22 protein-coding genes, 1 tRNA gene and 1 pseudogene are annotated in these 24,367 nt (G+C 60.9%); 10 read left to right on the plus strand and 14 right to left on the minus strand.

The window, feature by feature from the left end:
- Positions 1-34: 34 nt before the first annotated feature.
- Positions 35-673, minus strand: a complete 639-nt coding sequence (locus MHK05_RS08735) for a DedA family protein (RefSeq protein WP_239206152.1) — start codon at positions 671-673, stop codon at positions 35-37.
- A 142-nt stretch (positions 674-815) separates the two neighbouring features.
- Between MHK05_RS08735 and MHK05_RS08740 the strand changes: the two genes are divergently transcribed.
- Positions 816-2,453: a dihydroxyacetone kinase family protein gene (locus MHK05_RS08740; RefSeq protein ID WP_239206154.1), complete on the plus strand. Its 1,638-nt coding sequence runs from the start codon at positions 816-818 to the stop codon at positions 2,451-2,453.
- On the opposite strand, the gene MHK05_RS08745 is transcribed toward MHK05_RS08740, so the two are convergent.
- A complete protein-coding gene (locus tag MHK05_RS08745; protein ID WP_239206156.1) occupies positions 2,413-3,072 on the minus strand; it encodes an HAD family hydrolase in 660 nt (219 codons plus the stop codon). The two genes, MHK05_RS08740 and MHK05_RS08745, sit on opposite strands and share 41 nt — an antisense overlap.
- Positions 3,073-3,141: 69 nt before the next feature.
- Here MHK05_RS08745 and MHK05_RS08750 point away from each other — a divergent pair, with 69 nt between their 5' ends.
- The 3 genes from MHK05_RS08750 (at position 3,142) to MHK05_RS08760 (ending at position 6,195) form a co-directional block, all read left to right on the plus strand.
- On the plus strand, positions 3,142-3,672 hold the full coding sequence (locus MHK05_RS08750) for a peptidylprolyl isomerase (protein ID WP_034656094.1): 531 nt from the start codon (positions 3,142-3,144) through the stop codon (positions 3,670-3,672).
- Positions 3,673-3,780: 108 nt separating this feature from the next.
- The gene (locus tag MHK05_RS08755) at positions 3,781-4,434 is read left to right on the plus strand and encodes a rhomboid family intramembrane serine protease (protein ID WP_239206158.1); all 654 of its coding nucleotides are present in this window, start codon (positions 3,781-3,783) and stop codon (positions 4,432-4,434) included.
- Positions 4,435-4,740: 306 nt separating this feature from the next.
- Entirely contained in the window at positions 4,741-6,195 is a 1,455-nt protein-coding gene (locus MHK05_RS08760; protein WP_239206160.1) for a phytoene desaturase family protein, read from the plus strand.
- Here MHK05_RS08760 and MHK05_RS08765 read toward each other — a convergent pair.
- From MHK05_RS08765 to MHK05_RS08805, 9 genes are all read right to left on the minus strand, one after another.
- Positions 6,146-6,712: a hypothetical protein gene (locus tag MHK05_RS08765; RefSeq protein ID WP_239206162.1), complete on the minus strand. Its 567-nt coding sequence runs from the start codon at positions 6,710-6,712 to the stop codon at positions 6,146-6,148. The genes MHK05_RS08760 and MHK05_RS08765 overlap by 50 nt on opposite strands.
- A 75-nt stretch (positions 6,713-6,787) precedes the next feature.
- On the minus strand, positions 6,788-7,057 hold the full coding sequence (crgA, locus tag MHK05_RS08770) for a cell division protein CrgA (protein WP_005326260.1): 270 nt from the start codon (positions 7,055-7,057) through the stop codon (positions 6,788-6,790).
- 64 nt (positions 7,058-7,121) lie between these two features.
- Positions 7,122-9,080 carry a Stk1 family PASTA domain-containing Ser/Thr kinase gene (gene pknB, locus MHK05_RS08775; RefSeq protein WP_239206164.1) on the minus strand — a complete coding sequence of 653 codons (1,959 nt, stop codon included), beginning with the start codon at positions 9,078-9,080 and terminating at the stop codon, positions 7,122-7,124.
- A gap of 3 nt (positions 9,081-9,083) precedes the next feature.
- Positions 9,084-10,529 carry a serine/threonine-protein kinase gene (locus MHK05_RS08780; protein ID WP_239206166.1) on the minus strand — a complete coding sequence of 482 codons (1,446 nt, stop codon included), beginning with the start codon at positions 10,527-10,529 and terminating at the stop codon, positions 9,084-9,086.
- Entirely contained in the window at positions 10,529-11,959 is a 1,431-nt protein-coding gene (locus tag MHK05_RS08785) for a penicillin-binding transpeptidase domain-containing protein (RefSeq protein WP_239206168.1), read from the minus strand. The genes MHK05_RS08780 and MHK05_RS08785 overlap by 1 nt, the downstream gene beginning before the upstream one ends.
- Entirely contained in the window at positions 11,956-13,308 is a 1,353-nt protein-coding gene (locus MHK05_RS08790) for an FtsW/RodA/SpoVE family cell cycle protein (RefSeq protein WP_239206170.1), read from the minus strand. The genes MHK05_RS08785 and MHK05_RS08790 overlap by 4 nt, the downstream gene beginning before the upstream one ends.
- A gap of 3 nt (positions 13,309-13,311) precedes the next feature.
- Positions 13,312-14,676 (minus strand): PP2C family protein-serine/threonine phosphatase, encoded by a 1,365-nt coding sequence (locus tag MHK05_RS08795; protein WP_239206172.1) that lies wholly within the window; start codon positions 14,674-14,676, stop codon positions 13,312-13,314.
- Entirely contained in the window at positions 14,673-15,125 is a 453-nt protein-coding gene (locus tag MHK05_RS08800; protein ID WP_005329668.1) for an FHA domain-containing protein FhaB/FipA, read from the minus strand. Before MHK05_RS08800 ends, MHK05_RS08795 begins: the two co-directional genes overlap by 4 nt.
- Before the next feature lie 25 nt (positions 15,126-15,150).
- Positions 15,151-15,984 (minus strand): FHA domain-containing protein, encoded by an 834-nt coding sequence (locus MHK05_RS08805; protein WP_005326268.1) that lies wholly within the window; start codon positions 15,982-15,984, stop codon positions 15,151-15,153.
- 199 nt (positions 15,985-16,183) lie between these two features.
- On the opposite strand from MHK05_RS08805, the gene MHK05_RS08810 reads away from it, so the two are divergent.
- Positions 16,184-16,271, plus strand: a tRNA-Leu gene (locus MHK05_RS08810).
- Positions 16,272-16,464: 193 nt separating this feature from the next.
- Here MHK05_RS08810 and MHK05_RS08815 read toward each other — a convergent pair.
- Positions 16,465-16,841, minus strand: a pseudogene (locus tag MHK05_RS08815) (IS6 family transposase); the annotation flags it as partial.
- 106 nt (positions 16,842-16,947) lie between these two features.
- On the opposite strand from MHK05_RS08815, the gene MHK05_RS08820 reads away from it, so the two are divergent.
- Positions 16,948-17,226, plus strand: a complete 279-nt coding sequence (locus MHK05_RS08820) for an exonuclease domain-containing protein (RefSeq protein ID WP_232212570.1) — start codon at positions 16,948-16,950, stop codon at positions 17,224-17,226.
- On the opposite strand, the gene MHK05_RS08825 is transcribed toward MHK05_RS08820, so the two are convergent.
- Positions 17,204-18,685, minus strand: a complete 1,482-nt coding sequence (locus MHK05_RS08825) for a multicopper oxidase family protein (protein WP_239206174.1) — start codon at positions 18,683-18,685, stop codon at positions 17,204-17,206. The two genes, MHK05_RS08820 and MHK05_RS08825, sit on opposite strands and share 23 nt — an antisense overlap.
- Before the next feature lie 71 nt (positions 18,686-18,756).
- A complete protein-coding gene (locus MHK05_RS08830; RefSeq protein WP_239206176.1) occupies positions 18,757-19,326 on the minus strand; it encodes a CueP family metal-binding protein in 570 nt (189 codons plus the stop codon).
- A gap of 404 nt (positions 19,327-19,730) precedes the next feature.
- On the opposite strand from MHK05_RS08830, the gene copR reads away from it, so the two are divergent.
- The 4 genes from copR to MHK05_RS08850 all read left to right on the plus strand — a co-directional run bounded on the left by copR (position 19,731) and on the right by MHK05_RS08850 (position 24,328).
- The gene (gene copR / locus MHK05_RS08835) at positions 19,731-20,453 is read left to right on the plus strand and encodes a two-component system response regulator CopR (protein WP_034656116.1); all 723 of its coding nucleotides are present in this window, start codon (positions 19,731-19,733) and stop codon (positions 20,451-20,453) included.
- Positions 20,450-21,577, plus strand: a complete 1,128-nt coding sequence (gene copS, locus MHK05_RS08840) for a two-component system sensor histidine kinase CopS (protein ID WP_061925635.1) — start codon at positions 20,450-20,452, stop codon at positions 21,575-21,577. Before copR ends, copS begins: the two co-directional genes overlap by 4 nt.
- A gap of 138 nt (positions 21,578-21,715) precedes the next feature.
- Positions 21,716-22,042 carry a heavy-metal-associated domain-containing protein gene (locus MHK05_RS08845; RefSeq protein ID WP_239206178.1) on the plus strand — a complete coding sequence of 109 codons (327 nt, stop codon included), beginning with the start codon at positions 21,716-21,718 and terminating at the stop codon, positions 22,040-22,042.
- A 51-nt stretch (positions 22,043-22,093) separates the two neighbouring features.
- Positions 22,094-24,328 carry a copper-translocating P-type ATPase gene (locus MHK05_RS08850; RefSeq protein ID WP_239206180.1) on the plus strand — a complete coding sequence of 745 codons (2,235 nt, stop codon included), beginning with the start codon at positions 22,094-22,096 and terminating at the stop codon, positions 24,326-24,328.
- Positions 24,329-24,367 lie beyond the last annotated feature (39 nt).

Below are 24,367 nucleotides of genomic sequence, written 5' to 3' on the forward strand. Positions count from 1 at the left end.
ATGGAATCCCGGCTGGGAAATGGGCAACTAGCCCTTACTTGGCCGGGATTTCTCGTTTTGCCTTGCTGCGCTTGTTGATCCACCCGATGATCATCGGCAGCACGGAAATTGCCACCACAATCAGCATGATGATGTCGATGGAGTGAGCAATGCCCGGGATACCGCCCAGCAGGACACCGACGAGCAGCATGGAACCTACCCAGCCGATGCCGCCGAGAATATTCCAGCGCAAGAAGGAGGAGTAGCCCATTTCCGCGGTGCCGGCGGCGAAGGGGACGAAAGTGCGCACGATTGGAACGAAGCGGCCTAATACTAGGGCCACCGGGCCGTGGCGCTGGAAGAAGTCTTCCGCGCTATCGAGGTGTTCGGTGCGCAGAACGCGGGCATCGTCCTTGAAAAGCTTGCGGCCAAAGCGGCGGCCCAAGTAGAAGCCCACCTGGTCGCCGGCAAAGGCGGCCACCGCGGCCACGACAAAGAGCAGCCAGGCGTTGATGTCGAGTTCGTGGCGCAGGATGGCCGCGGTAACGAGCAAAGAATCACCCGGCAGGAACGGGAAAAGCACGCCGGACTCGATGAAGATGACCACGGCGACGCCGAGCAGAATATAAGGTCCAAAGCTTTGGAGCAGGGAACCTGCGTCCATAAGGTTGTGGAGGGAGGACAAGAAATCCATGTGCGGATCCTTTCTTAGTGGTTCTTTTAGTATCCTCCGCAAACTGCAAAGTAGCTGCGAATCCACTGGGTGTCCGAATGGAACCGATATGTTTCTTTTCTCCTCCTAGCTTCCGGGTAAGAAACATCACTAGCCTGGGAGTATGAACCACTCCGCATTCCGTAATAGTCAAGACACTTTTCTCTCCGACGCCCTCGCTGGGCTCATCGCCAACCACCCCGATGCCTACTGGCACGATGTCGGATTCATCGGCCGCACCACATCACTGCGCACCGCGGACGGTGATCCGGCAGTGGCGGTGATTTCCGGTGGCGGTTCCGGTCATGAACCGATGCACGCCGGCTTCATAGGCCAAGGCATGCTCGCTGCGGCCTGCCCGGGACTGCTGTTTACTTCCCCCAACGCGGTCCAAGTCAGCGAGGCCACCCAGTGGGCTGACCAGGGCAGGGGAGTAGTCCACGTGGTGAAAAATTACACCGGAGACGTCATGAACTTTACCGTCGCTCGCAACGCCGCCGAGGCGGTAGACACCCGCACGGTGCTGGTGGCCGATGATATTGCCACCGATGGCAATGAGGACGGCCCCGGTCGCCGCGGTACGGGTGCGACCATCCTGGTGGAAAAGGTCGCAGGAGCTGCTGCCTACCGCGGCGATGACGTGGATAAGGTTGCTGAATTAGGGCAGCGCGCCGCGGATAATTCTCGGAGCATGTCCGTGGCGTTGGGTGCCGGTTTTATGCCGACTACCGGCCGCGAGACCTTTGATCTTGCAGCCGGCCAGATGGAGGTGGGTGTGGGCATTCACGGTGAGCCGGGCACCCACACCGAGCAGGTAGATAGCGCGAGCGCTATCGTAAATCAGGTCCTGGATAAGATCGTGCCAGCCCTTGAGCTGGGTCAAGGCGATGAAGTGGTGTGCCTGGTCAACGGCCTAGGCGGCACCACCCCGCTGGAGCTGAGTTTGCTCTTTGGTGAGGCCGCCGCGCAGTTGGCCCAGCGTGGCGTCACCGTAGCCCGGTCGTTGGTGGGTTCCTATGTCACCGCGGTCAATATGCACGGTGCTTCCTTTACTCTGCTCAAGGCAGATGCGGAGCTGCTCGAGCTTGTCGACGCCCCCACTGCCGCCCCCGCCTGGCCGCACACCCTGGGCCGCGCGAAGGCGGTAGAACCCGCCACCATCACCTTCCAGGATGAACTTCCTACCGAGGGCGAGGAGAATCAGTGGCTCACCGCCTTTGTGGAGCGTCTCCAAGCCTCCTTCGAGGCGCTTACGGAGCTGGACCGCAAAGCCGGCGACGGCGACTTTGGCCAGAACATGGAGGCGGCCTTTGGTGGCATTGAGACTCCACTGCGCGGTACGGATACCCAGATCTTCACCGGGCTGGCCAAGCGCCTGCTCGTCCTCGCCGGTGGAACCTCTGGCGCTGTCTTCGGCACGCTCTTCAACGAGCTGGCCCGGGCGGAGTCGCTGGCGGACGGGCTCAACGCAGCGGCTGACCTAATCCACGAGCTCGGCGGCGCCCAGCGCGGTGATCGCACCATGCTCGATGCCCTCATTCCCGCCGCAGAAAAAGCCAGCGAGCTAGGGGCGAAGGATCCGGATGCGGAGACCTTGCAGGCGCTTTTCGACGCCGCCCATGCCGGCGCCCTCGACACCGAGGACCTTGCTGCAAAGAAAGGCCGAGCCTCCTACCTGGGAGATCGCAGCAAGGGCGTTATCGATCCGGGCGCCATCGTGGTCAGCTGGCTCTTTGGGGGAGAACCTCTCTCAGCGCACTAAGCGAGCTGAGATCTCCCTTACCGGTACGGTCGAGGTGGAGCGCATGCAGACCCGCTGTGCGAGCTCCCTGTACGTCGTTGGCCAGGGAATCGCCCACCATGAGCGTGTCTGCAGCATCCACTCCGAGCTGGCGGCAAGCAGCGAGGTAGGCCGCGCGCTGCGGTTTGGGGCAGCCGAGGTCGACGGTGGGGATGAGGAGGACGTCGGCAAGCGCAAGGCCCGTGGCCTCCAGCTTCGCCTGCTGCATTTCGCGCTTGCCGTTGGTGAGTATGCCGACCTGAAAGCCGGATTCGAGGGCCCAGGTGAGGGTGGGCAGGGCGTCGGAAAAAGCGCGCCATTGCTCCCGATAGGCGGAAAGATAGCCGTCATAGGCGGCCAGCGCCTCGGCATCGCTCATTTCTTGGCCGAGGAATTCGCGGCAGCGCGCCGCGCGCTGGCCGTGGTGGGAGACCTCGCCGCGCTCATAGGCTTGAAACCACTTTCGTTCAATGGCCGCGAACCGCGCATGCTGGCCCTCGGGCAGGCCGAGCTGGCGGCACCACTGATCCACCGCGTCTCGAGCCGCGCCGGTGTGATCGAGCAAGGTGTCATCCAGATCAAAAAGAAGCGCGCGAATCATGCCTTCAGGCTAGCGCGATCGCTGACAGCGTTATGTCATGCGCGGCAGGCACGCGTTAAATTCTTTACAATGGCTGGCATGACTCAGAAGACCGCAACTGCAACGATGCATACCAACTACGGTGACATTGTTATCGATCTCTTCGGTAACCATGCACCGGTAACCGTTGAAAACTTCATCGGCCTGGCCAAGGGCGAGAAGGACTACTCCTCCCAGAACGCAAAGGGCGAGCAGTCCGGACCGTTCTATGACGGTGCAATCTTCCACCGCATCATCGATAACTTCATGATTCAGGGCGGCGACCCGACCGGCACCGGCCGCGGTGGCCCGGGATACCAGTTCCAGGATGAATTCCACCCGGAGCTGCAGTTCGACCGCCCATTCCTGCTGGCCATGGCTAATGCCGGCCCGGGCACCAACGGCTCCCAGTTCTTCATCACCGTGGCGCCGACCCCGCACCTGAACAACCACCACACCATCTTTGGCGAGGTAACTGACGCTGCTTCCCAGGAGGTTGTATCCAAGATCGCCAAGGTGGATACCGACCGCATGGACCGTCCGCACGAGGACGTTGTTATCGAGTCCATCGATATCGCGTAATCGCCTTTTTCCTCGGGCCCGTCACCGCATTATTCGTGCGGCGGCGGGCTCGTTGCAGTTTTCCCGAGCTATCCACAGCCAGACCCCGCCTAAAGGACTGACAACTTCATGACCATGGTGAGAAACTATGTTCGCGCTACCCCAGCGACCGCGCTCATCGCCGCCGTCTGCATCATCGCTTGGCTGATTACCGCGGTGCAGGCGCGCACGCTAGGAGCCACCTTCTATGATTCCCCGCTCGCAGCGGATTGGGGCCTGTGGGGACCGGATTATCCCTTCCGCCCTCAGACTGCGCTGTCTTCGGAGTTCATGCACCTAGACGCGGGCCATTTGGCGGTGAATATGATCATGCTCTTGCTCATAGGCAGGGAAGTGGAGCGGACGCTTGGCACCGGGTTGTATCTTGCCGCTTATTTCACCTCTTGCCTAGGTGCATCCGCCATGATCTTGAAATTCGACTTCAATACCCCCACCGTCGGCGCCTCCGGTGCGCTCTTCGCACTCATGGTCATGCTGGTAGGTGCTTATCGCCAGCGCGGGCTCGATCTCCGCGCGCCCATCGCCTTGGTTGTGGCGAACGTGGCCTATACCTTCCTGGCCAATGGCGTATCCCTGTGGGGACACTTGGGTGGGTTGTGCACAGGCCTCGTGTTGAGCCTTTTTCTCTATCGAAAAAGCCCCTCTCTTCGCTGGGGCGGTGTTGTTGTGGTGGCCGCGGTAATCCTCGCGCTCTTAGCCCAACAAGCTGGGTTTTGGGGATAACTGTGAATTTTGATCACCGGAAAGCATGTGCGAAATAATTCCACAATGTTTATCCACAATGTGGATAACTACATTTTTGTAATTTACCGAACGCTTTTCCGGAGTTTTCCCTGATCGCGCTGGTCTAGACCGTGCGGAAGTAAGAAAATCCGCCTGTGGAAGTCCGTGAAAACAGTTATCCACAGGGTGTTAATAATTGTGTGAAATTCACATTTCACAGGCTTTCTCCACAGCCTGTGGATAACTTTCTACCCACTGTGTGAGCAAGACTGATAAATTTGGGTACTGACCTGCATAAGGAGCATTGTGGATAATCAACCTCGCGCTGTGATCGTCGGCGCAGGACCTAATGGACTCACGGCCGCGGCGCGTTTGGCCATGGCTGGCTGGAGCGTGGATATCTACGAACGGGCCGACTGGGCCGGTGGTGCGGCAGCCTCCTCGGCGGAGACTTTTCCGGGCACGATTGTGGATCTCGGAGCGGCCGGGCACCCTTTTGGCGTGGCGAGTCCGGCGTTCCGCGCCCTCGATCTGGAATCCCATGGTTTGCGGTGGCTTAACGCCCCCTATCCCATGGCCCATCCGCTAGAGGGAGCCCCGGCCGGGATCTTGCAGGGTTCCTTGGCGGATACGGCCGCGGAGTTGGGAGCCGATGCCCGCGCGTGGACGCGGTTGCACGGACACATTGTCCGGCACATTGATGAGCATGTGGGGAATGCACTAACGCCGCTGGTACGCTGGCCCGATCGCCCCGTGCGCTTGGCACAGTTCGGCGCGGCCGGCATCGTGCCCGCCAGTCAGCTCGGCCGAGCGGTCTTGGCTACGCCACAGGCCCGCGCCCTCTTCGCGGGCAGCGCGGTCCACGCGATTACCTCGCCTACGAGGCCATTTACCTCCGCATTCGGCTTGCTCTTTGGCGGGTTGGGCATGACCCGCGGCTGGCCCGTGGTGGAGGGCGGCACCGGCGCTCTTATCGACGCCCTCTTAAACCTCCTCCGTTCCCATCATGCCCGCCTCCACACCGGATGCGAGGTTCGCGACCTGCGGGAATTGCCCGCAGCCGAGGCGATCATTGTGAACCTGACCCCGCAGCAGATCCTGGGGCTGCGTGGGCTGGAGCTTCCCAGCCGTGTTCGCCGGAGCCTGGCGCGCTGGCGATATGGCAGCGCCGTCTTCAAAGTGGATTTCCACCTCAGCGAGCCCGTGCCGTGGACCGACTCGCGCGTGGGCCAGGCCGGCACCGTGCATGTGGGAGGCACGGTGGAGGAGATTTGTAGGGCAGAGGGGGACGTCGGCAAGTGGCGCATGCCCGAGCGACCCCTAGTATTGGTCTGCCAACAATACGTGGCCGACCCTTCCCGTGGGCTTACGCTGTGGACTTATGCGCACGTCCCGCGCGGCTATGCGGAGCGCTATCCGGGTGAGGTAACCGAGCTGATTACTGCGCAGATCGAACGCTTTGCCCCCGGTTTTCGGGATACCATCCTGGCTACCCACGCCACTAGCCCAGCCGAGCTGGAGCGGTGGAATCCCAACCTGGTGGGCGGCGATATTGCCGGCGGATCCATGACTGGGCTGCAAACTCTCCTGCGGCCACGCCTTTCGCCCCATCCGCATCGCCTCGCTCCGGGAGTATATATGGCCTCCAGCTCCGCCGCTCCCGGTGCTGGTGTGCACGGTATGCCGGGATGGTGGGCCGCCGAAGAAGCGCTCAGCGGGTGGAAAGGCGGCGCTGCCAGAAAAAGAGGCCCGCACCGATGAGCCAGAGAGTCGCAGCGGCGAAGTACTCAGGGATGGTCGTGGTGCGGGGCAAGTAGGAACTGCCTGGGACGAGCCCTGCTATGACAGGCTCGAGGAGGAAGCCCAGGACGGCGAGATAGTCGAACCACCGGAACTGGGCCGAGGCCGCGCCGGCCAGCCCCAATACCGGTCCAGAGATGAGCGCCAGGATAAACCACTGGGCGTTGTACTCAAATGCCTCCCGCCAGTTGTACACACCGAAGACCACGAGCAAGGCGTAGTGCACGGCCAGCATCAAAACGATAATTCCCGTACCGGCCAGGAGTGCCTTGAGCCACCGGCCCGAATAATTCTTGCCTATGAGGTAGCTAAAGATTCCCCACACCATGCCCGAGCCCAGGACATTGCCTAGGTAGTTGCGCACGGAAAGGCGGAGGGGAGCGGCGCCGGTGAGTAGGGTGGGGTCGGCAAACGCGATGTGCACGGCCGCGTAGGCCACCGAAATGATGAGGCCAGCAGCAAGAATGTGGCGAGACATGTGGCTCCTAGATATGAAAAAACCCTCGCCACCTACAGGAAGCAGGGAGCGAGGGAACAGGCTGGGAGGTCTAGCTTAGCGCCACCCCATGGTCATCAGCAGGCCGATGATGGCCAAGCCAAAACCGATGCCATAATTCCAAGCGCCGAGGTCCGCCATGAATGGGATGTCCTGGCCAGCGAGGTAATTGACCACGAGCCACAGCAAGCCGATGACCATCAGGCCCAGCATGATGGCTACGTACCACTTCGGGGTGCCCTCCGAATTGATCTTGACGGGGGTGCGGTTGGTAGCAGAGCTCGAGGTAGGGACGGAGGAGCTCTGAGAAATCTTTGACTTCGGCATAAGATACCTTTTCTAGATTTAAGTTCTTATCTAAGTTCGTACTGAGACCTTAGGATACCAGCAGCTATGGCTGCGGCAGAAGTGCAGCGGGGTCGAAATTCCACAGGCGAACCTCAATGTTTTGATCCTTACGCATGGTATCGCCTGGATTCACAGAGGCCCAGCCAATCTTATTGCTATCCACCAGTGCGCCGGTAGGCACGGGCTCACCCGGCACTAGCTGGCCAGTCCAGCCAGCCGCGCGGAGTTCATCTTCGGCCTGCTTCTGACTCTGTCTTACCAGGTCAGGAGCCTTAAAGAGCATGCCATTGGAGACCTCAACGGTGACCGGCTTGCCCTTTTCCAGCTCCGCGCCCTCATTGGATACGCTCAGCACCGTGCCCTTCGGCTCCAAAGAATCGACCTCGCGCACGTCTACATCAAAGTCATTGGATTCGAGGCGGCTTTGGGCATCTTCTACATTCATGCCGGAAACATCGGGTACGCGCTTCTTTTCGACGCCCTTAGACACCGTCACCCGTACCTTCGATCCCTTGGATAGTTGGGTGCCGCCGGCAGGATCCTGCTTGATGATTTGGCCGGTTGGTGCTTCATCGTTTTCCTCCGAAACGTCGGAGTTGAGTGCCAAGCCGGCCTCTTCGAGGGCCTGGGAGGCCTCGTCCAAGGTCATGCCGGTGATGTCCGGGACATCAGTAATTTCCTTACCGGAGGACACAGTCAACGTTACCGAGGCATTCTTTTGCAGCTCGGAACCCGGGGCGGGGTTGATGCGGATGACATTATTGCGAGGGATATCCGGGTTGGCTTCCTCGTTGACGGTAACCTGCAGGCCCATGTCTTCGAGTTCCTTAACCACCTCATTGCGTGGGCGGTTTTCCACCTCTGGCACGATGATCTTGTCGTGCGGGGCAGATTGGGTCTGGCGTGGCTTTTCGGGATCCTTCTTGTCATTGGAGAAGAAGTCCCATGCGAAGTAGCCCACGATAGCTACCAAGAGGGCGGCCAAGAAGGCAGCCAACCACTTCATCCAGCCGCCGCCCTGCTTCTCATCCTCTTCGGAGGGGCGGGTGGATTGAATCGGTGCGCGGTGCGCTGCCGCGGGGGCCGCAGCGGCACCCACCATCTCGGTAGGCTGCTCGACCTCGTCCTCATTAACATGCATGCGCGCTGCCGCGGTGACCTGTCCATTGCGCAGGCGTTCCAAATCGCCGGCCATCTCCCAGGCGGATTGATAACGATCCGCAGGGTGCTTCGCCATTGCGGTAAGCACCACCGCATCAATGTTGACGCGCTGGGTGGGGGTTAGTGAAGGATCCGCGATGAGCTCCGACGGTGGTGTCGGCTCTTCCTGTACGTGCTGATAAGCAACCGCAAACGGGGTTTCGCCCTCAAATGGGGTCTGACCGGTAAGGGCCTCGTAGAGCACGCAGCCCAGTGCATAGACGTCCGAACGGGCATCCGCATTCTTACCGCGGGCTTGCTCGGGAGAAAGATATTGGGCGGTGCCGATAACGGCGGAGGTTTGCGTCATCGCCGAGGTGGAATCATCCAAGGCGCGAGCGATGCCGAAGTCCATCACCTTCACCTGGCCGGTGTTGGTGAGCATAATATTTGCCGGCTTGATATCGCGGTGGATAATGCCGGCTTCGTGCGAGGCTTGCAGTGCATCCGCTACCGGTTTGAGGATATCCGCCGCTTCCTGGGCGGATAGTGCTCCATCCTCGCGAATGATATCGCGCAGGGTGCGTCCATTGACCCGCTCCATGACGATATACGGGATGGTCATGCCATCCAGCTCGGTTTCCCCGGTGTCATAAACCGCCACGATATTGGGGTGATTCAACTTGCCCGAGTTCTGGGCCTCGCGGTAAAAACGCTCCCGGAAATTGACGTCGCGCGCCATTTCCGGGCGGAGCATCTTTACCGCAACCTGGCGGCCTAGGACAGTGTCTTCGGCAGCATAGACCTCAGACATGCCGCCGGCGCCGATGATCTCGCCTCTCCGATAGCGGTCATTGACCATCGCTTAGTCACCCTCCTGTGTCAGTAAATCAGCCAAGTCTCCGGGGAGCTCATTAGCCTGCGAGTTTACTGGAGTATCCAGCTCAGGTGTGTTTTCAACGTGCGTATCCTGCGGATTCTGTTGCGTCGGTAGGGCCGGGGACTGCTGTTGATGGGTGGGCGAGTGGCGCGTGGGTGTCTCACGGTGAGTAGTACGCGGAGTCTCTTCTTGCTCCGTCTCCTGCGGCTCGGTCTCTGTCACCGTCACCGGTGCTGGGGCCTCTACCGTATCTTCGTCCGGGGTGTCTTGGTGGGTGGTGGTGGGATCGCGGTACTCCGTAACCACCGAGGTTTCCGGCGTGCTGGAGGGTGCGCTCGTTCCCTCGCTATCGCTTAGCTGCTGGTAGGCGAGGTAACCACCGCCGGCCAAGGCCGCGAGGAGCAAGGTGATGCCCAGGCCCTTCAGAAAGGAGGAGCCACCCTTCGATTCCTTAACTGGAGCGGTTCCCGCTGCCGGATGGATCGTGGTGGGTTGGGCAACGTTGCCCAACATCTCCGTCGAGGCGGACGGCGATGGCTCTGGTGCGCGCTGCGCTAGCGGTGCGGACTTGGGCTGCGGCGGGCGCTTGCCCAAGCGGACTGCGGAGATGGCTAGAGTGAACTCGTTGCCATCGGCGTAGCGGGTGGCTGGATCCTTGCGCAACGCAATGCGAATGAGCTCGCGAGCCGGGGCACTGATATTCGTCGATAGCGGATCCGGCTCCTGGTTGATATGAGCTAGGGCGATGGACACGGAGGAATCTCCGGTAAAGGGGCGCTTGCCGGCGAGCATTTCATAGCCAACGACGCCGAGTGAATAGACGTCGGAAGCCGGCGTCACATCCTTTCCCTGTGCTTGCTCGGGAGACACATACTGTGCGGTGCCTACCACCATGCCGGTGCGAGTCAGCGGCACGGCTGCGGCCGCCTTGGCAATGCCAAAGTCCGTGATCTTGACCTGGCCATTTTGCGTAATGAGCAAGTTGCCGGGCTTAATATCGCGGTGCACGAGCTCCATGCGGTGGATGATGGACAGGCCATGCGCAGCCTGCTCGAGGACGTCGAGAGCCAGCTCCTCCTGCAGCGTATTTTCGCGCGCCAGTAGGTCTGCAAGGGATTCGCCACGGACGTATTCCAAGGCCATGAAACAGAATTTGCGGCCGTTGTCTTCCAATTCGCGGTAATCATAGGTGGCTACCACGTTCTCGGACTGAATAGATTCGGCCGATTTCGCCTCGTTGCGGAAACGCGAGAGGAACTCTTGGTTATCGGAAAATTCCGGGCGTAGAACCTTGAGTGCGACCTCCCGATCATTGCGGGTGTCATCGGTCAACCACACGGTGGACATTCCGCCGTGGCCGATTACCCACTGCAGCTCGTAGTCGCTGCCAATCAGTGCCTGGAGATGTTCCTTATTCTCGGCGCTATTCATTACTGCTCCCCCTGGTATGCGCGCAGGATAGCCCGGCCAATTGGGCCGGAAACCTTGCCGCCCGTCGCGGACTCACCTAAGTTACCACCATTTTTTACCACGACGCCCACTGCGATATCCCGCTCCGGATCGAAGGCAACGTACCACACGTGCGGGGCTAGGCCCTCGCCATGCTCAGCGGTACCGGTCTTGGAAGCAAAGCCATTGCCATCATATCCAGCGGAGGAACGCTCCGAGGCATACATCAAATCAGTAAGCGTAGCCGCAGTTTCCTCGTTAACCGCCTGGTCTGCCTTCTTTGGTTTGGTGGTGCGGATGTCCTTCATCTGGGAGTCGGTAATGCGATTGACCAGGTAAGGCTGCATGCGGGTGCCCTTATTGGCCACGGTGCCCGCCATAACAGCGGCTTGCAGCGCGGTCATGGTGACATCGCGCTGACCAATGGCGGACTGCGCCGTGGCCGCCCCATCCGGCAAATCGCCCAAGGTACCGGCGGAGGTGGAGACGCCGAGGTCATAGTTTTCTCCCACGCCAAAGGCCTTGGCATACTTGCGCAATTCATCTGCGCCGAGCTGCTCCGACATCTCCACAAAAGCGGTATTGCACGACAGTGCAAAGGCGGTCTGCAGGGTTACCGCATCTTGGCCGTTGCACTTTTGGTTGGCATAGTTAGTCAGCTCCGTCACCGTGTCTGGCAAGGTAATGACATTGGAACCGGTCAGAGTGGAGGAGGGATTAAAACCGTTGTTCAGGCCCGCCGCGGTGGTGATGATCTTGAAGATGGAACCCGGAGGCAGCGTTTCTGCACCGGCGTGGTTGACCAGCGGCTGCCCCTCCTGCTCTTGCAGGTTGGCCCAAACATCTTCGGCGGAATCGCCCATCAGATCATTCGGGTTATAGCCAGGGTTGGAGGCCATAGCCAGAATCTTGCCGGTGGAAGGCTGAATGGCAACCGCAGAGCCCTCGTAACCCGGGCCCACAAGCTGATCATAGGCAGCCTGCTGGAGTGCAGGATCGATGGTGACCTCTACATTGGCGCCCTGCTTCGGCTTATCGGCCAGAGCATCGAGCCAGTTTTGCTTCATTAAAGAATCATCGGTGCCATTGAGGATGTCATTTTGGGAGGACTCAAGTTCCGAGGCACCAAATTGGCTAGACAGGTAGCCGGTCAAGTTGCCAAAGGCCGGTGAATTAATGGGGTAGGAGCGCGAGTAGGTCTCGTCTGGGTTCTGCGTCGACTGTGCCAATACGGTATTGCCCGCGAAGATCTGTCCGCGCGGGGTGGTCTGCATTTCCATGAAGCCGCGCATATTCCGCGGATTATGGGCGTATTTATCTTCAGAAAAAGCCTGAATCACCGTCAAGTTGACCAGCAAGATGGCCGTCAAAATGATGGCGAATAAGGACACTAGACGGATGGATCTATTCATCGGTGAGCCTCCTGGACCGACGGGAACATGGAGGTATCGCTCGGCGCATTGCTCGAGGTCTCCTGCATGGGGCGACGAGCCGCGTTAGAGATCCGCAGCAAGATCGCCAATAACACATAGTTAGCCATGAGAGAGGAACCACCGGCAGACATGAACGGCGTGGTCAAACCGGTCATCGGCAGCAGGGCAGAAATGCCGCCGGTGACCACGAAGACCTGGACTGCCAAGGTAAGAGAAAGACCGGAAGCCACCAGCTTGCCATAGGTATCGCGGGTGCGCAGCGCAGTGCCAAAGCCGCGGATGGCCAGCATACCGAAAAGCACCAGTACGCCGGCAAGGCCAATGAGGCCGAACTCCTCACCGATTGCAGCAAGGATGTAATCCGAGTGGGCCACCGGAACGAGTTCTGGATGCCCCTCTCCCAAGCCGCTGCCAGAGATGCCACCGGAAGACAAGCCGAATAGCGACTGGGAGAGCTGGAAACCCGTGACGTCATAATTGCCCAGCGGGTCTAAGAAGTTAGAACAGCGTTGCTGGATTTTCGCGGAGATCTGATAAATACCAAAACCGCCCACTCCGACGAGAACCACGCCGATAAGCAGCCAGCTCACTCGGCCGGTGGCCATAAACAGCATGCCAAGGACGGTGCTAAACAGCAGCAGCGCTGGGCCGAAGTCATTGGAGATACCCATGATGACGATCGCGATGGCCCAAATGATCAGGATGGGTGCGAGGTCGCGCAAGCGCGGCAGGGAGATACCCAGTACTCGGTATCCCGCCACGGTAAATAGGGAGCGCTTCTGCGTCAGCAGCATGGCAAAGAACAAGATCAGCAAGATCTTGGAGAACTCGCCGGGCTGGATTGAAAACGGACCCAAGTTTATCCAGATGCGTGCCTCCACGTCCGCAGGCTGCGGCCATACCAGCGGCAGGGCCAGCAGGACAAGGCCTGCGGCACCCAAGATATAGGAGTAGCGCGTCAGCGAGCGGTGATCCTTCAAAATGGCCAAGACCAGCACGAAGAGTACGAGTCCGACGACGGTCCACATGACCTGACGCACCGCGAGCCCGCTTTCATTGACCAGATCTAGGCGGGCCAACATGATGAGCCCGATGCCATTGAGGATCGCCACGATGGGCAGCATGATCTGATCGGCATAAGGTGCTAAGAAGCACATCACCAGATGGGCGACGGTAAAGACGCCAATGAAACCGCCAATGAGATAAACCAGGTCCATGGTCAGAGCGTTGTCCTGGGAAAGCTCAAGGCTGACCAGGGTAATAGCGAAGACAATGGCGGCTAGGATGAGCAGGCCGAGTTCGGTCCCTCGGCTAAAAAACTTTTTCACAACCTACACCTCCCGGCAGGTGACGCCAGGCTTGTTTTTCTTGGCATCCTTCTTATCTTTTTGGCTCGGCGCAGTAATACATGGCTTGAGCGCCTTATCGCCCAAATCATTGACTTGCTGCTGCACCTCACCCAGATCACCAGTGGAGAGATGGTCGACGGCGCTGCGTTCAGATTCCGGTAGGTCCGTAACCTTTAGCGGTGCAAAGTCGCCCTTGCATGGCTCGCCGGAAAAGAGGAGCGAATTGCTGTCATTGATGCACACGTATTGGTTCGTGGAGTGTAGTTCCTTGCCAAAGACGGAGTAATCAGCACCCTGTTGGATGGTGATTTCCTGTGCCTCGTTGGTAGCTACGTAATAATTATTGGACAAGAAGTTCTTTGCCCACAGTCCGGCACCGATGACCAGCGCGAGGACGATGAGCAAGGCGAGGAGGACCTTCCAGCCGGTCTTTCGGCCGGAAGTTTCCTCCTCCGCTTCGTCATCATTAGGCTCTGGGCGCTCGTTTTTGCCATCCGCCATGACGGCCGGCGGAATTACCTGAGGCTTGCGGGAGAGTTGTGCCGCCCGCGAGGCGGAAGAATCCGGATGGGTTGGGTCTTCCGTAGGGCCCGCGAGGGCGCCGACGCGGAATGGTTCGTGCTCCTGGGGGCTTTCCTCGGTTACTTCACCGATAACCACGGTGACATTATCCGGGCCTCCGGAACGGATGGCTAGGTCCACTAGGGTGGAGCCGGCCTGCTCAATGCTGCCTTGCCCCAGTGCGGTCTCAATAGTGGAGGCGGTTACCGGATCCGAAAGCCCATCGGAGCACAACAGGATACGGTCGCCGGGCTTGGCGCCGAGAGTAAATAGCGTTGCTTCGACCGGGCGGCCCGTATAGGCCTTTAGAATGAGGGACTTCTGCGGGTGCGACGAGACATCGCCTGGGTCCAGTTCGCCCTTATCCACTAGGGATTGCACGTAGGTATCATCCTTGGTGATCTGCTCGAGTTTGCCGTCGCGCAGCAGGTATCCGCGGGAATCACCCACATGGCAGACGCCGAAATCCGTGCCGTTGAAGAGCATGGTGGTCAGCGTGGTACCCATGCCTTCGGTTTCTGGGTGGGCCTTGACATGGTCACTGATGGCCTCATTGGCCTGGTCAGCGGCCGCTTCTAGTAGCGCCGTGGTGTCTTGCTGGCCCGGGTTTTGGTCCAAGATTTCTAGGTGGTTGACCATCAGCTCGGAGGCAACCTCGCCTGCTGCGTGGCCACCCATGCCATCCGCCAAGATCAAAAGGTGAGGACCGGCGTAGCCTGAGTCCTCGTTATTATCGCGAATGAGGCCGCGATCGGACTTAGCAAAGAAGTTCAGCTTCAGTGTCATGCGTTCAACCTCACGGTAGTGCGGCCCAGCTTAATTTCGGAGTCCGCGCCGACTACCTCGGGTTGGTCGATGCGCACGCCATTGACAAAAGTGCCATTGCGAGATTCCAAATCTTCTACTACCCATTCGCTACCGCGGCGGAATAGCCGGGCATGGTGGCCAGAAGAATAATCATCGCCCGTGACAAAATCGCAATCAGAGGCTCGGCCCAGCGTGCAATCCTCTAGTGTGCCCAATTCCATGTGGGAGCCTTGCAACGGCCCCTCAACGATGGACAGCTGCTTAATCGCTTCCCGACGCCGCGGTGCCCCCACCTTCTTCGACTGCTGGCGGATAGCACCGGCGGACTTATTGGTATCGCGGCGCATGGCGTTTAAGGCCACCAGGATAAAAATCCAGAGCAGAGCCAACAAGCCGATGCGAAGCGCCAGCATGATGACTGCATCCATGGCGACCTCCCTTCCTTAACTGAACTTAGTAGCTGTGCGAATCAAGGCCCGTGATGCGGACCTCGATGTGGGAATGGCCCATGGTGATCACGTCGCCATCGGCAAGCAGCCAATTATCAATCGGCGTCTCATTCACGGTGGTGCCGTTGGTGGACTGCAAATCCACCAGAACCGCATCCTGGCCGTTCCAGGTAATCTCCGCGTGCTGGCGGGATACGCCAGTATCCGGAAGGCGCAGGTCGGCGTCGTTGCTGCGGCCGATAATATTGGAGCCCTCTTGCACGTGATAGACGCGCGAGGAGCCATCCTGCAGCATCAGGTTGACTGCGGGGCCCTGCGGCTGCGGGGCGGGTTGACTATCTGGAGCAATGAAAGCGGTAGTTACCGCGTCATCAGCCGTATTCTCGTGCTGCTCGGTCATCTGGTCCTCCTGACCATCAAAGTCGTGGAAAATAGCCTCAAAACCGGTCTCTTCCGTGGGCTCGTGATCAATAAACGAGGACACGCGAAGCTGACCCGTGCGCAAACCAGATTCCTCCGCCACACGCACAATCACGGGGCCCGCGAGGGACCATCCGCTATTGCGAATGAAGCGCGACAACTGGTCTGCACAATCGGCCGGCAAATTGCGATCCTGCGACAAGTTCTCCAAATCCTTGGAGGAGACACCTACAGTCATTACGTTCGGACTATAAAGGTTGTCATCGTCGCCGCGCGCGAGATTGTCCTGAGCTTCTTGCTTCAAAAGCTCATCAATTTCCGCGGGAACGACCTTGCCGCCGAAGACAAGGGCCATGCCGTTATCAAGGCCGCGTTGCATGGCGGAGTCCAGCTTCGCCAGCTTTTCTAAAAACGCCACGAGCCATTCTCCTTTCCACCATGCAGCGATCAGTAGCGATCAGTATAGTTTGTTCACCCCCTCGAAACGTAGATGGCGACGCGAAAGTTCCCAGAAATTTCGCTGCTCCTTCCCCGAAATAGTTTATTTTTCCTGCAGATTTGTAGTTCTGAGCAGCATTCGTGGTATCTTTATCAAGTCGCTAAGACATCCACACCCTGCCCGGGTGGCGGAATTGGCAGACGCGCTGGCTTCAGGTGCCAGTGTTCGATAAGGACGTGCGGGTTCAAGTCCCGCCCCGGGCACCATGAGCAGTTGTACAAACTGCGACACCGGAGGTAACAAACTCGAAAGGGTTCGTGACCTCCGGTTTATTTCTTTTTCTGAACTTTTCCGGTCGAGGATTGTAAGTGTGGGGATTTACATCCTAACTCCCGCTCTCGGCTTTCGTACTTTTGTTTTCGATGGTGTCAACAACTCATCTTGCTTGTTGTCTTGTCTTGATCTGACGGCCTTGGCCAGGAAACACTTCGCTGCGGCCACGTTTCGCTTCGAAGAGAGGTAAAAGTCCAGGGTCTGGCCACCGGCGGTGATCGCCCGATAGAGGCAGCACCACCTGCCGCCGACCCGGATATAGGTCTCATCCACCCGCCAGGAACTGGCCTGCCAGTCAGGTACCTGCCGGTACCACCGTGTTTGCTGGTCCAGCTCAGGCGCGTATTTCTGGACCCAGCGGTAGATCCTGGTGTGATCGACCGGCACGCCCCGCTCGGTCATCATTTCCTCCAGAGCGCGGTAGCTCACCCCGTAGCGGCAGTACCACCGCACTGCCCATAGAATGATGTCACGGGGAAATGACAACCGGAGAAGATACCCATGGCTGTGATTATTTCACGTCGCCGTTCCTACTGCCCAACTTTGCAACAGCACCTGTTCGATAGCGTTTAGGCGGGCATGTCGGTATGGGCCTCTAGGCTTGAGGGCATGGGCTTTTTAGAAAACCTCCTGAACCGCTACGCCCCGCGCACACCGGGCAAACCGGTCTTTGCGGTCATTGATACCGAAACCACCGGCTTTAACAAGCGCTACGACCGCATCATTGAACTTGCTGCCGTGCGCGCTGACGCATACTTCAATCCCGTTGACTCCTGGCACACATTGCTCACCCCTGACACCAACGCCGTGTTCACTACTCGGGGGACACCCCCGCCCACCTCGGCACTCAACCCTGCTGTGGTGGTTACTCGTAGCGAAGCGAGCTGAGCATCCCGGTTTCCATGTGATAGGCGTTATGGCAGTGAAATGCCCACTCACCGGGGTTGTCAGCGATTAGGTCGGCGATCATGGTTTCACCGTGGCGGAGAAGGACGGTGTCCTTGCGTAGCCCGCCGCTGCCGGGCAGCGCCCACGTGTGGCCGTGGATGTGCATGGGATGGGGCATCATGGTCCTGTTGCGCATGACCATCCGCAGGCGCTGGCCCTCCTGCACGGTCGCGGAGGAGGATTGGCCGTCGGTGAGAATGCTCCATTCATACGGCATCATCTGCCCGCCCAGGTCGATGCTGACTTCTCGGTCTGGTGTGTCCTCGGGTAGGAGTGCACGGTCTGCTGGCTTCAGGGAGGACAGAAGCAGTCCGGTGGACGACAACTCGGGGAAGTCGACATCGGGTTGGGGGGCCTGGCCGCCGGCGGTGCGGATGACGGCGAAGGCGCGGTCGTCCTTACCCACCGCCAAAGCCGTGAGCGGGAAGATGCCGTCGCCGAGGATGACCTCGACGTCGACACGCTCGCCCATCGACAGGTAGATCGATTCGGTCTCCCGGGGCTGGACAGGGAAGCCGTCGGTGTGGGTGACGGTCATGCGGTGACCACCGAGGGCCACCTTGAAGATGGTGTCACCGCCGGAGTTGATAAACCGTAGGCGGGCCTTGTCGCCCGGGCGAGCCTCGAAGGTCCGGTGAGCACGGGGGATACGTCCGTTGATGAGGTAGTGCGGATACATCACATCGCCGGCATCCCCGCCCAGTACCCGGTCCGGGGTGCCGTGCATCATCTGGCCGTGACCTCCCATCCCCTTCTTCCCGTTATGGTCGCCCGAACCCATTCCGGTGAGCTTGTCGAGCTCATCGTCGGGAGTGCCCTGAATGCCATCGACCCAGTCGTCGAGCACGATGGTCCACTCGACGTCCTGGTCCTCAGCGTCTTGCGGGTCACGGACGATCAGTGGGGCGTGGAGGCCGCGATCAAGCTGCAGGCCGGAGTGGGAATGGTAGAAGTAGGTGCCACCGTGGGGGACTTCAAAAACATAGGAGAAAGACTCGCCAGGTTCAATGGGGTCCTGGGTCATGCCGGGCACACCGTCGGCTGCGTTGTGGAGTGCGATGCCATGCCAGTGGATGGAGGTGCTCTCAGGCAGTTCATTGGTGATATCGACCTGGAGGACGTCGCCGGCGGTGGCCTCAATGGCCGCATCCCCGGTGTCAGAGACGTATCCCCACGTCTTGGCTTCGATGCCGCCGATATCCAGAGAGAGGGGCCGGGCGGTCAGTGTCCGGCGCACCGTCGGCTCACCGAGCGCAGTGGGGGTGGGAGTGGGGCGAAGAGAGGAACCTGGTGCCGAGGCAGCGGGTCCAGGGTCGCTGGTGCAGGCGGCCACGGCCCCGGTGCCGGCAAGGACGAGCCCGCCGAGCAGAAACTGTCGTCGGGAAAATCCGTTCATCATGATTTAACCTTCCTTGGTGTTAGATTTCAGTGACACGGGAGACAGGCGCAGGTGAGGACCCTGCTGAGCCATCACGTCAGGTGCAGGTCTGTGACACAGGTGGCACCGTCGTCGGCGGTGGAAAACTCCGCGGTGCCGGTGCGCCCTTGGTAGCTGACCTCAATCAGGCCGGTGGCATCATCGGGAAGCCAGAAGCCAATAAACCCGTTGTCGAAGGTGGTTGTCGCCTCGTCCACCAGCACCTCACCGGTCGCCTCATCGGTGATCGTGACCTGGATATCCTCATTGTCGAGTTCCCCCAGGCAGGTCGTGAGGCTGTGGTAGAAGCAGTCGTGGGTGGAGGTGAGATAGGGTGCGATCGAGACATACGTCTGATTGTCGGGAAGATCGACCACGACTTCCTGGTCATCGCTCGAGAGCAGCAGTTCATCGGCACGCACTGAGGCGATCAGATCCGTGGGACGCTCAGTGACCTTCTGCCGGTCGAGGTGATCAATGATCTCCACCGCGTCCATGGCGGCCAGGCCATGGGTAGTCAGGAATGTATCCTGGGACACCGTCCCGTCGGCGGTGGGTTCCGGGTCCGCGGCCGAACACCCCGTGAGGGCGAGGGCGGTGGCTGCGATCGCTGCTCGTTTCACGTCAATCTCCTTGGATCGTGGTAAGACCGTGAGAAGGCACCGCCTCAAGGTCGATGCCATACCTTTATCTAGCACGGGTGCCTGACGGACTAGAAATCAAAAACCCTGCTCACAGCTTTATAACAGGGCGAAAAGAGGGTGAATTCGGTGGGCTGGGTCACCACCGGGACACCACCCCACAGCCGTGGGCGATGTCCTTCTACTCGCCCCGGGTATGCGGTGCAGGCAGTGAAATCCCTGGTGGCTCCTGCTGAACCGACCAGGGGAGGCGATGCTGCTGGCCCGGGGTGGGGCACAGGGGCGACGGCGGTCGAAGGGTGATGTTTGAAGATTTGATGAAGATTTCCCCGCCGGGCACTGAGCGAGGGTGGTATTCCCCCCTGACCGGAGCGATACTGGGGTCTATGGCTGACCGCACACCGACCACCACCACGCCCCCGGGGCGGGTGCTGGTCGTCGATGATGAACAACCCCTGGCTCAGATGGTGGCCTCCTACCTCATCCGGGCCGGTTTCGATACCCGCCAGGCGCACACCGGCACCCAGGCCGTGGACGAGACCCGTCGCTTTTCCCCCGATGTTGTGGTGCTGGATCTGGGGCTGCCCGAACTCGACGGCCTGGAGGTGTGCCGACGGATCCGCACCTTCTCGGACTGCTACATCCTCATGCTCACCGCGCGTGGCAGCGAGGACGACAAGATCAGCGGTTTGACCCTGGGGGCGGATGACTACATCACCAAACCTTTTAGCATCCGGGAACTGGTGACCCGGGTGCATGCGGTGCTGCGCCGCCCGCGCACCAGCACCACCCCACCGCAGGTGACCACCCCCTTGATCGTTGGTGACCTCATTCTTGACCCCGTCGCCCATCAGGTGCGGGTGGGGGAGACGACTGTGGAGCTCACCCGCACGGAGTTCGAACTGCTGGTTGCCCTGGCCCTGCGCCCCGGCCAGGTGCTGACCCGCCACGACCTGGTCACCGAGGTCTGGGACACCACCTGGGTCGGTGATGACCGTATCGTCGATGTCCACATCGGCAACTTGCGTCGCAAGCTCGGCACCGACACCCAGGGCCGGGGGTTTATCGACACCGTGCGTGGCGTGGGCTACCGGGTGGGGCAGCCATGAATCACGGACCCGGCCTGACCTTCCGCTTCCTGGCCGCCCAGGTGTTGGTCGTGGTGATTAGCCTGCTAGTGGCCGCGGCCGTGGCCACGATGGTGGGCCCGACCCTGTTCCATGATCATATGTTGATGACCGGCCGGGAGGACCCCTCGCTGGAGCTGTTCCATGCCGAGCAGGCCTACCGGGGCGCTAACCTGATCACCCTGGTCGTCGCCCTGCCCACCGCCTTGATCTGCGCCCTGCTGGCCAGCCTGTGGTTATCGCGTCGTCTGCGCACCCCCCTGCAGGATCTCACCCGCGCCGCTACCAGCCTGACGGCCGGCAACTCCCGTATCCGCGTGCCCGCCGGAAAAGCAGGCCCCGAGGTCACCACCCTGGCGCATGCCTTCAACACCATGGCCGACCGGTTGGAACACACCGAACAGGTCCGCCGCCAGATGCTCTCTGATCTGGCCCACGAAATGGGCACCCCCTTATCGGTGCTCACGGTCTACCTCGATGGTCTCCAGGACGGGGTCGTGGACTGGAATAATGCCACCCACACGATCATGGCTGACCAACTCACCCGCCTGACCCGGTTGATGGAAGACATTGACGATGTCTCCCGGGCCCAGGAACACCGGATCGATTTGGACCTGGCGGAGGAAGGGCTCGGGAATCTGCTTCATACCGCCGCTGCTGCCGCGGGGGAAGCTTATGCTGACAAAGGCGTCGATTTACAGGTCGAGACCATTACAGACACCGCCCGGGTGCTCGTGGACCGGCAACGCTTCGGCCAGGTGATGAGCAATCTCCTGTCGAACGCGCTACGGCACACCCCGGCCGGCGGACAGGTCCGGATCAGCGTCCACCGACAGGGGGCGTCCACCGCGCTCATCCACGTCGCCGATGACGGCGAGGGCATCCCATCTGACCAGCTCGGACACATCTTCGAACGCTTCTACCGGGGGGATGCCGCCCGCAGCCGGGACGCCGCCGGGGCCGGTATCGGTCTGACCATCTCCAAGGCATTGATCGAGGCCCACGGCGGCACTCTCACAGCCACCTCCCCCGGACCCGGTCGCGGAGCGGTGTTTGCCCTCCACCTCCCGCTGTCCCCTTCCGACAGTGAGGAGGTTGCTCGGTGACCACACCCTGCCCCGCGTGAGGGCCGCGCCCTCCACCCTTGAAAATATACCCCGGGGGGTATGCTGAAAATATACCCCCTGGGGGTATACGCTAGAGGGCGGCATCTCCGCACCCCACCGAACCGAAGGAGCTTTCCCATGATCACCTCCCCGCCCCGCCTTTTGCCGATGGCCTCCCACGGTTGCAGCTGTTGCGGACCTGCCTCACGTGCAGACACTGCCTCCATCCCTGCCGCCAGCGACTCGTCAGCAGGAGGGTCCTCCCCTAGCTTCCAGGTCGCCGGCCTGACCTGCGGGCACTGCGCGAAAAGCGTGACCCAGGCCCTTCAGACCCTCCCTCAGGTCGACGACGTCCAGATTGATCTCGCTGCTGGTGGTGTTTCCACCGTCACGGTCACCGGTGTCGTACCTCCGGAGATGGTTTGCCGGGCCATCGAGGAGGCCGGCTACACCGTCTTATCCTGATCAGTCTTACCCATCATCTCGATCCCGACCGGGTTGAGCGAAAGGAACGTCATGAGCACTCCCCACCATTCCGGTGATCACCATGGTGATCACCCCGCTCCGGAAACAGACCACACCCACCACCCAGATCATGCCAGCCACGAACACCACGCAGATCCCGACACCCACGGCCAGGCGATGCCCCACGATCACCCGCACTCCGCCCTGGACGAAGACCACCACGTGCATGGTCACGGCGAACACGCCGGACACAGCACCGCAATGTTTCGGGACCGCTTCTGGTGGTCTCTGATTCTGTCCATTCCCGTCGTTATTTTCAGCCCCATGGTCGCCCACCTGCTCGGCTACCACCTCCCGGCATTCCCCGGATCCACCTGGATCCCCCCGGTGCTAGGCACGATCATCTTCGTCTACGGCGGAACGCCTTTCCTCAAGGGCGGGTGGAAAGAACTGAAATCCCGCCAACCCGGGATGATGCTCCTGATCGCCATGGCCATCACCGTGGCGTTTGTCGCCTCCTGGGTCACCACTCTGGGGCTGGGCGGTTTTGAGCTGGACTTCTGGTGGGAGCTGGCCCTGCTGGTGACCATCATGCTGCTGGGCCACTGGCTGGAGATGTCCGCTCTCGGGGCCGCGTCCTCCGCGCTTGATGCGCTGGCTGCCCTGCTGCCGGATGAGGCCGAGAAAGTCATCGACGGGACCACCCGCACCGTGGCCATCTCCGAGCTGGTCGTCGACGACGTCGTGCTGGTGAGGGCCGGTGCCCGGGTGCCGGCCGACGGAACCATCCTCGACGGAGCCGCCGAATTCGATGAGGCGATGATCACCGGCGAATCTCGTCCCATCTTCCGCGACACCGGTGACAAGGTGGTCGCCGGTACCGTGGCCACCGACAACACCGTCCGCATCCGGGTGGAGGCTACCGGCGGGGACACCGCCTTGGCCGGGATCCAACGCATGGTTGCCGACGCCCAGGAGTCCTCCTCCCGGGCCCAGGCCCTGGCGGATCGGGCGGCGGCGTTGTTGTTCTGGTTCGCGCTGATCTCCGCTCTGATCACCGCGGTGGTGTGGACCATTATCGGCATCCCGGACGATGCCGTGGTGCGCACGGTCACGGTGCTGGTCATCGCCTGCCCGCATGCCCTGGGCCTGGCGATTCCGCTGGTCATTGCGATCTCCAGCGAGCGGGCCGCGAAATCCGGGGTGCTCATCAAGGACCGGATGGCGCTCGAGCGGATGCGCACCATCGACGTGGTGCTCTTCGACAAAACCGGCACCCTGACCGAGGGTGCGCACGCGGTCACCGGTGTCGCGGCAGCTGTCGGCGTCACCGAGGGCGAGCTGCTGGCCCTGGCCGCCGCCGCGGAGGCCGACAGCGAGCACCCCGTGGCCCGCGCCATCGTGGCGGCCGCGGCCGCCCATCCCGAGGCCTCCCGTCGGCAAATCCGTGCAACTGGTTTCAGCGCCGCCTCCGGCCGGGGGGTTCGGGCCACTGTCGATGGCGCTGAGATCCTCGTGGGCGGGCCGAACATGCTGCGCGAGTTCAACCTCACCACCCCGGCCGAGCTCACCGACACCACAAGCGCCTGGACCGAGCGTGGGGCCGGTGTGCTCCATATTGTCCGCGACGGTCAGATCATCGGTGCGGTGGCCGTCGAGGACAAGATCCGCCCCGAATCCCGCGCCGCCGTGAAAGCCCTGCAGGACCGCGGGGTGAAGGTCGCGATGATCACCGGCGACGCGCAGCAGGTGGCCCAGGCGGTTGGTCAGGACCTAGGCATTGATGAGGTCTTCGCTGAGGTCCTGCCCCAGGACAAAGACACCAAGGTCACGCAGCTGCAGGACCGGGGTTTGAGCGTGGCCATGGTCGGTGACGGTGTCAATGACGCCCCCGCTCTGACCCGCGCGGACGTCGGTATCGCCATCGGTGCCGGCACGGATGTGGCCATGGAATCTGCCGGGGTGGTCCTAGCCAGTGATGACCCACGGGCAGTGCTGTCGATGATTGAGCTGTCCCAGGCCAGCTACCGCAAGATGATCCAGAACCTGATCTGGGCCTCTGGCTACAACATCCTCGCCGTGCCGTTGGCTGCCGGAGTGCTCGCCTCGATCGGGTTCGTGCTGTCCCCGGCCGTGGGCGCGATCTTGATGTCTGCCTCGACCATCGTGGTGGCCCTGAACGCCCAGCTGCTGCGCCGCATTGATCTGGATCCGGCTCGCCTGGCTCCGACCGAGTCGAAAGAGGAACACACCACGCCTACTCCGGCATCCACCGCCGTCCACTGATCCACCACTTCTCTCCACTGCCCCCATATGACCCTGAAA

The organism is Corynebacterium nasorum, from assembly GCF_022347325.1.
In the GTDB taxonomy this organism is placed as follows: domain Bacteria; phylum Actinomycetota; class Actinomycetes; order Mycobacteriales; family Mycobacteriaceae; genus Corynebacterium; species Corynebacterium kefirresidentii.

Excerpts from the sequence above, each read along its gene's own strand:
- MHK05_RS08785 (WP_239206168.1), bottom strand. The coding sequence starts at position 11,959 with ATGAATAGATCCATCCGTCTAGTGTCCTTATTCGCCATCATTTTGACG.
- MHK05_RS08735 (WP_239206152.1), bottom strand. The coding sequence starts at position 673 with ATGGATTTCTTGTCCTCCCTCCACAACCTTATGGACGCAGGTTCCCTG.
- MHK05_RS08745 (WP_239206156.1), bottom strand. The coding sequence starts at position 3,072 with ATGATTCGCGCGCTTCTTTTTGATCTGGATGACACCTTGCTCGATCAC.
- MHK05_RS08765 (WP_239206162.1), bottom strand. The coding sequence starts at position 6,712 with ATGTCTCGCCACATTCTTGCTGCTGGCCTCATCATTTCGGTGGCCTAC.
- MHK05_RS08850 (WP_239206180.1), top strand. The coding sequence starts at position 22,094 with ATGAGCACTCCCCACCATTCCGGTGATCACCATGGTGATCACCCCGCT.
- MHK05_RS08825 (WP_239206174.1), bottom strand. The coding sequence starts at position 18,685 with ATGATGAACGGATTTTCCCGACGACAGTTTCTGCTCGGCGGGCTCGTC.
- MHK05_RS08845 (WP_239206178.1), top strand. The coding sequence starts at position 21,716 with ATGATCACCTCCCCGCCCCGCCTTTTGCCGATGGCCTCCCACGGTTGC.
- MHK05_RS08780 (WP_239206166.1), bottom strand. The coding sequence starts at position 10,529 with ATGAATAGCGCCGAGAATAAGGAACATCTCCAGGCACTGATTGGCAGC.
- pknB (WP_239206164.1), bottom strand. The coding sequence starts at position 9,080 with ATGGTCAATGACCGCTATCGGAGAGGCGAGATCATCGGCGCCGGCGGC.
- MHK05_RS08755 (WP_239206158.1), top strand. The coding sequence starts at position 3,781 with ATGACCATGGTGAGAAACTATGTTCGCGCTACCCCAGCGACCGCGCTC.
- MHK05_RS08740 (WP_239206154.1), top strand. The coding sequence starts at position 816 with ATGAACCACTCCGCATTCCGTAATAGTCAAGACACTTTTCTCTCCGAC.
- copR (WP_034656116.1), top strand. The coding sequence starts at position 19,731 with ATGGCTGACCGCACACCGACCACCACCACGCCCCCGGGGCGGGTGCTG.
- MHK05_RS08750 (WP_034656094.1), top strand. The coding sequence starts at position 3,142 with ATGGCTGGCATGACTCAGAAGACCGCAACTGCAACGATGCATACCAAC.
- MHK05_RS08795 (WP_239206172.1), bottom strand. The coding sequence starts at position 14,676 with ATGACACTGAAGCTGAACTTCTTTGCTAAGTCCGATCGCGGCCTCATT.
- MHK05_RS08820 (WP_232212570.1), top strand. The coding sequence starts at position 16,948 with ATGGGCTTTTTAGAAAACCTCCTGAACCGCTACGCCCCGCGCACACCG.
- copS (WP_061925635.1), top strand. The coding sequence starts at position 20,450 with ATGAATCACGGACCCGGCCTGACCTTCCGCTTCCTGGCCGCCCAGGTG.
- MHK05_RS08800 (WP_005329668.1), bottom strand. The coding sequence starts at position 15,125 with ATGGATGCAGTCATCATGCTGGCGCTTCGCATCGGCTTGTTGGCTCTG.
- crgA (WP_005326260.1), bottom strand. The coding sequence starts at position 7,057 with ATGCCGAAGTCAAAGATTTCTCAGAGCTCCTCCGTCCCTACCTCGAGC.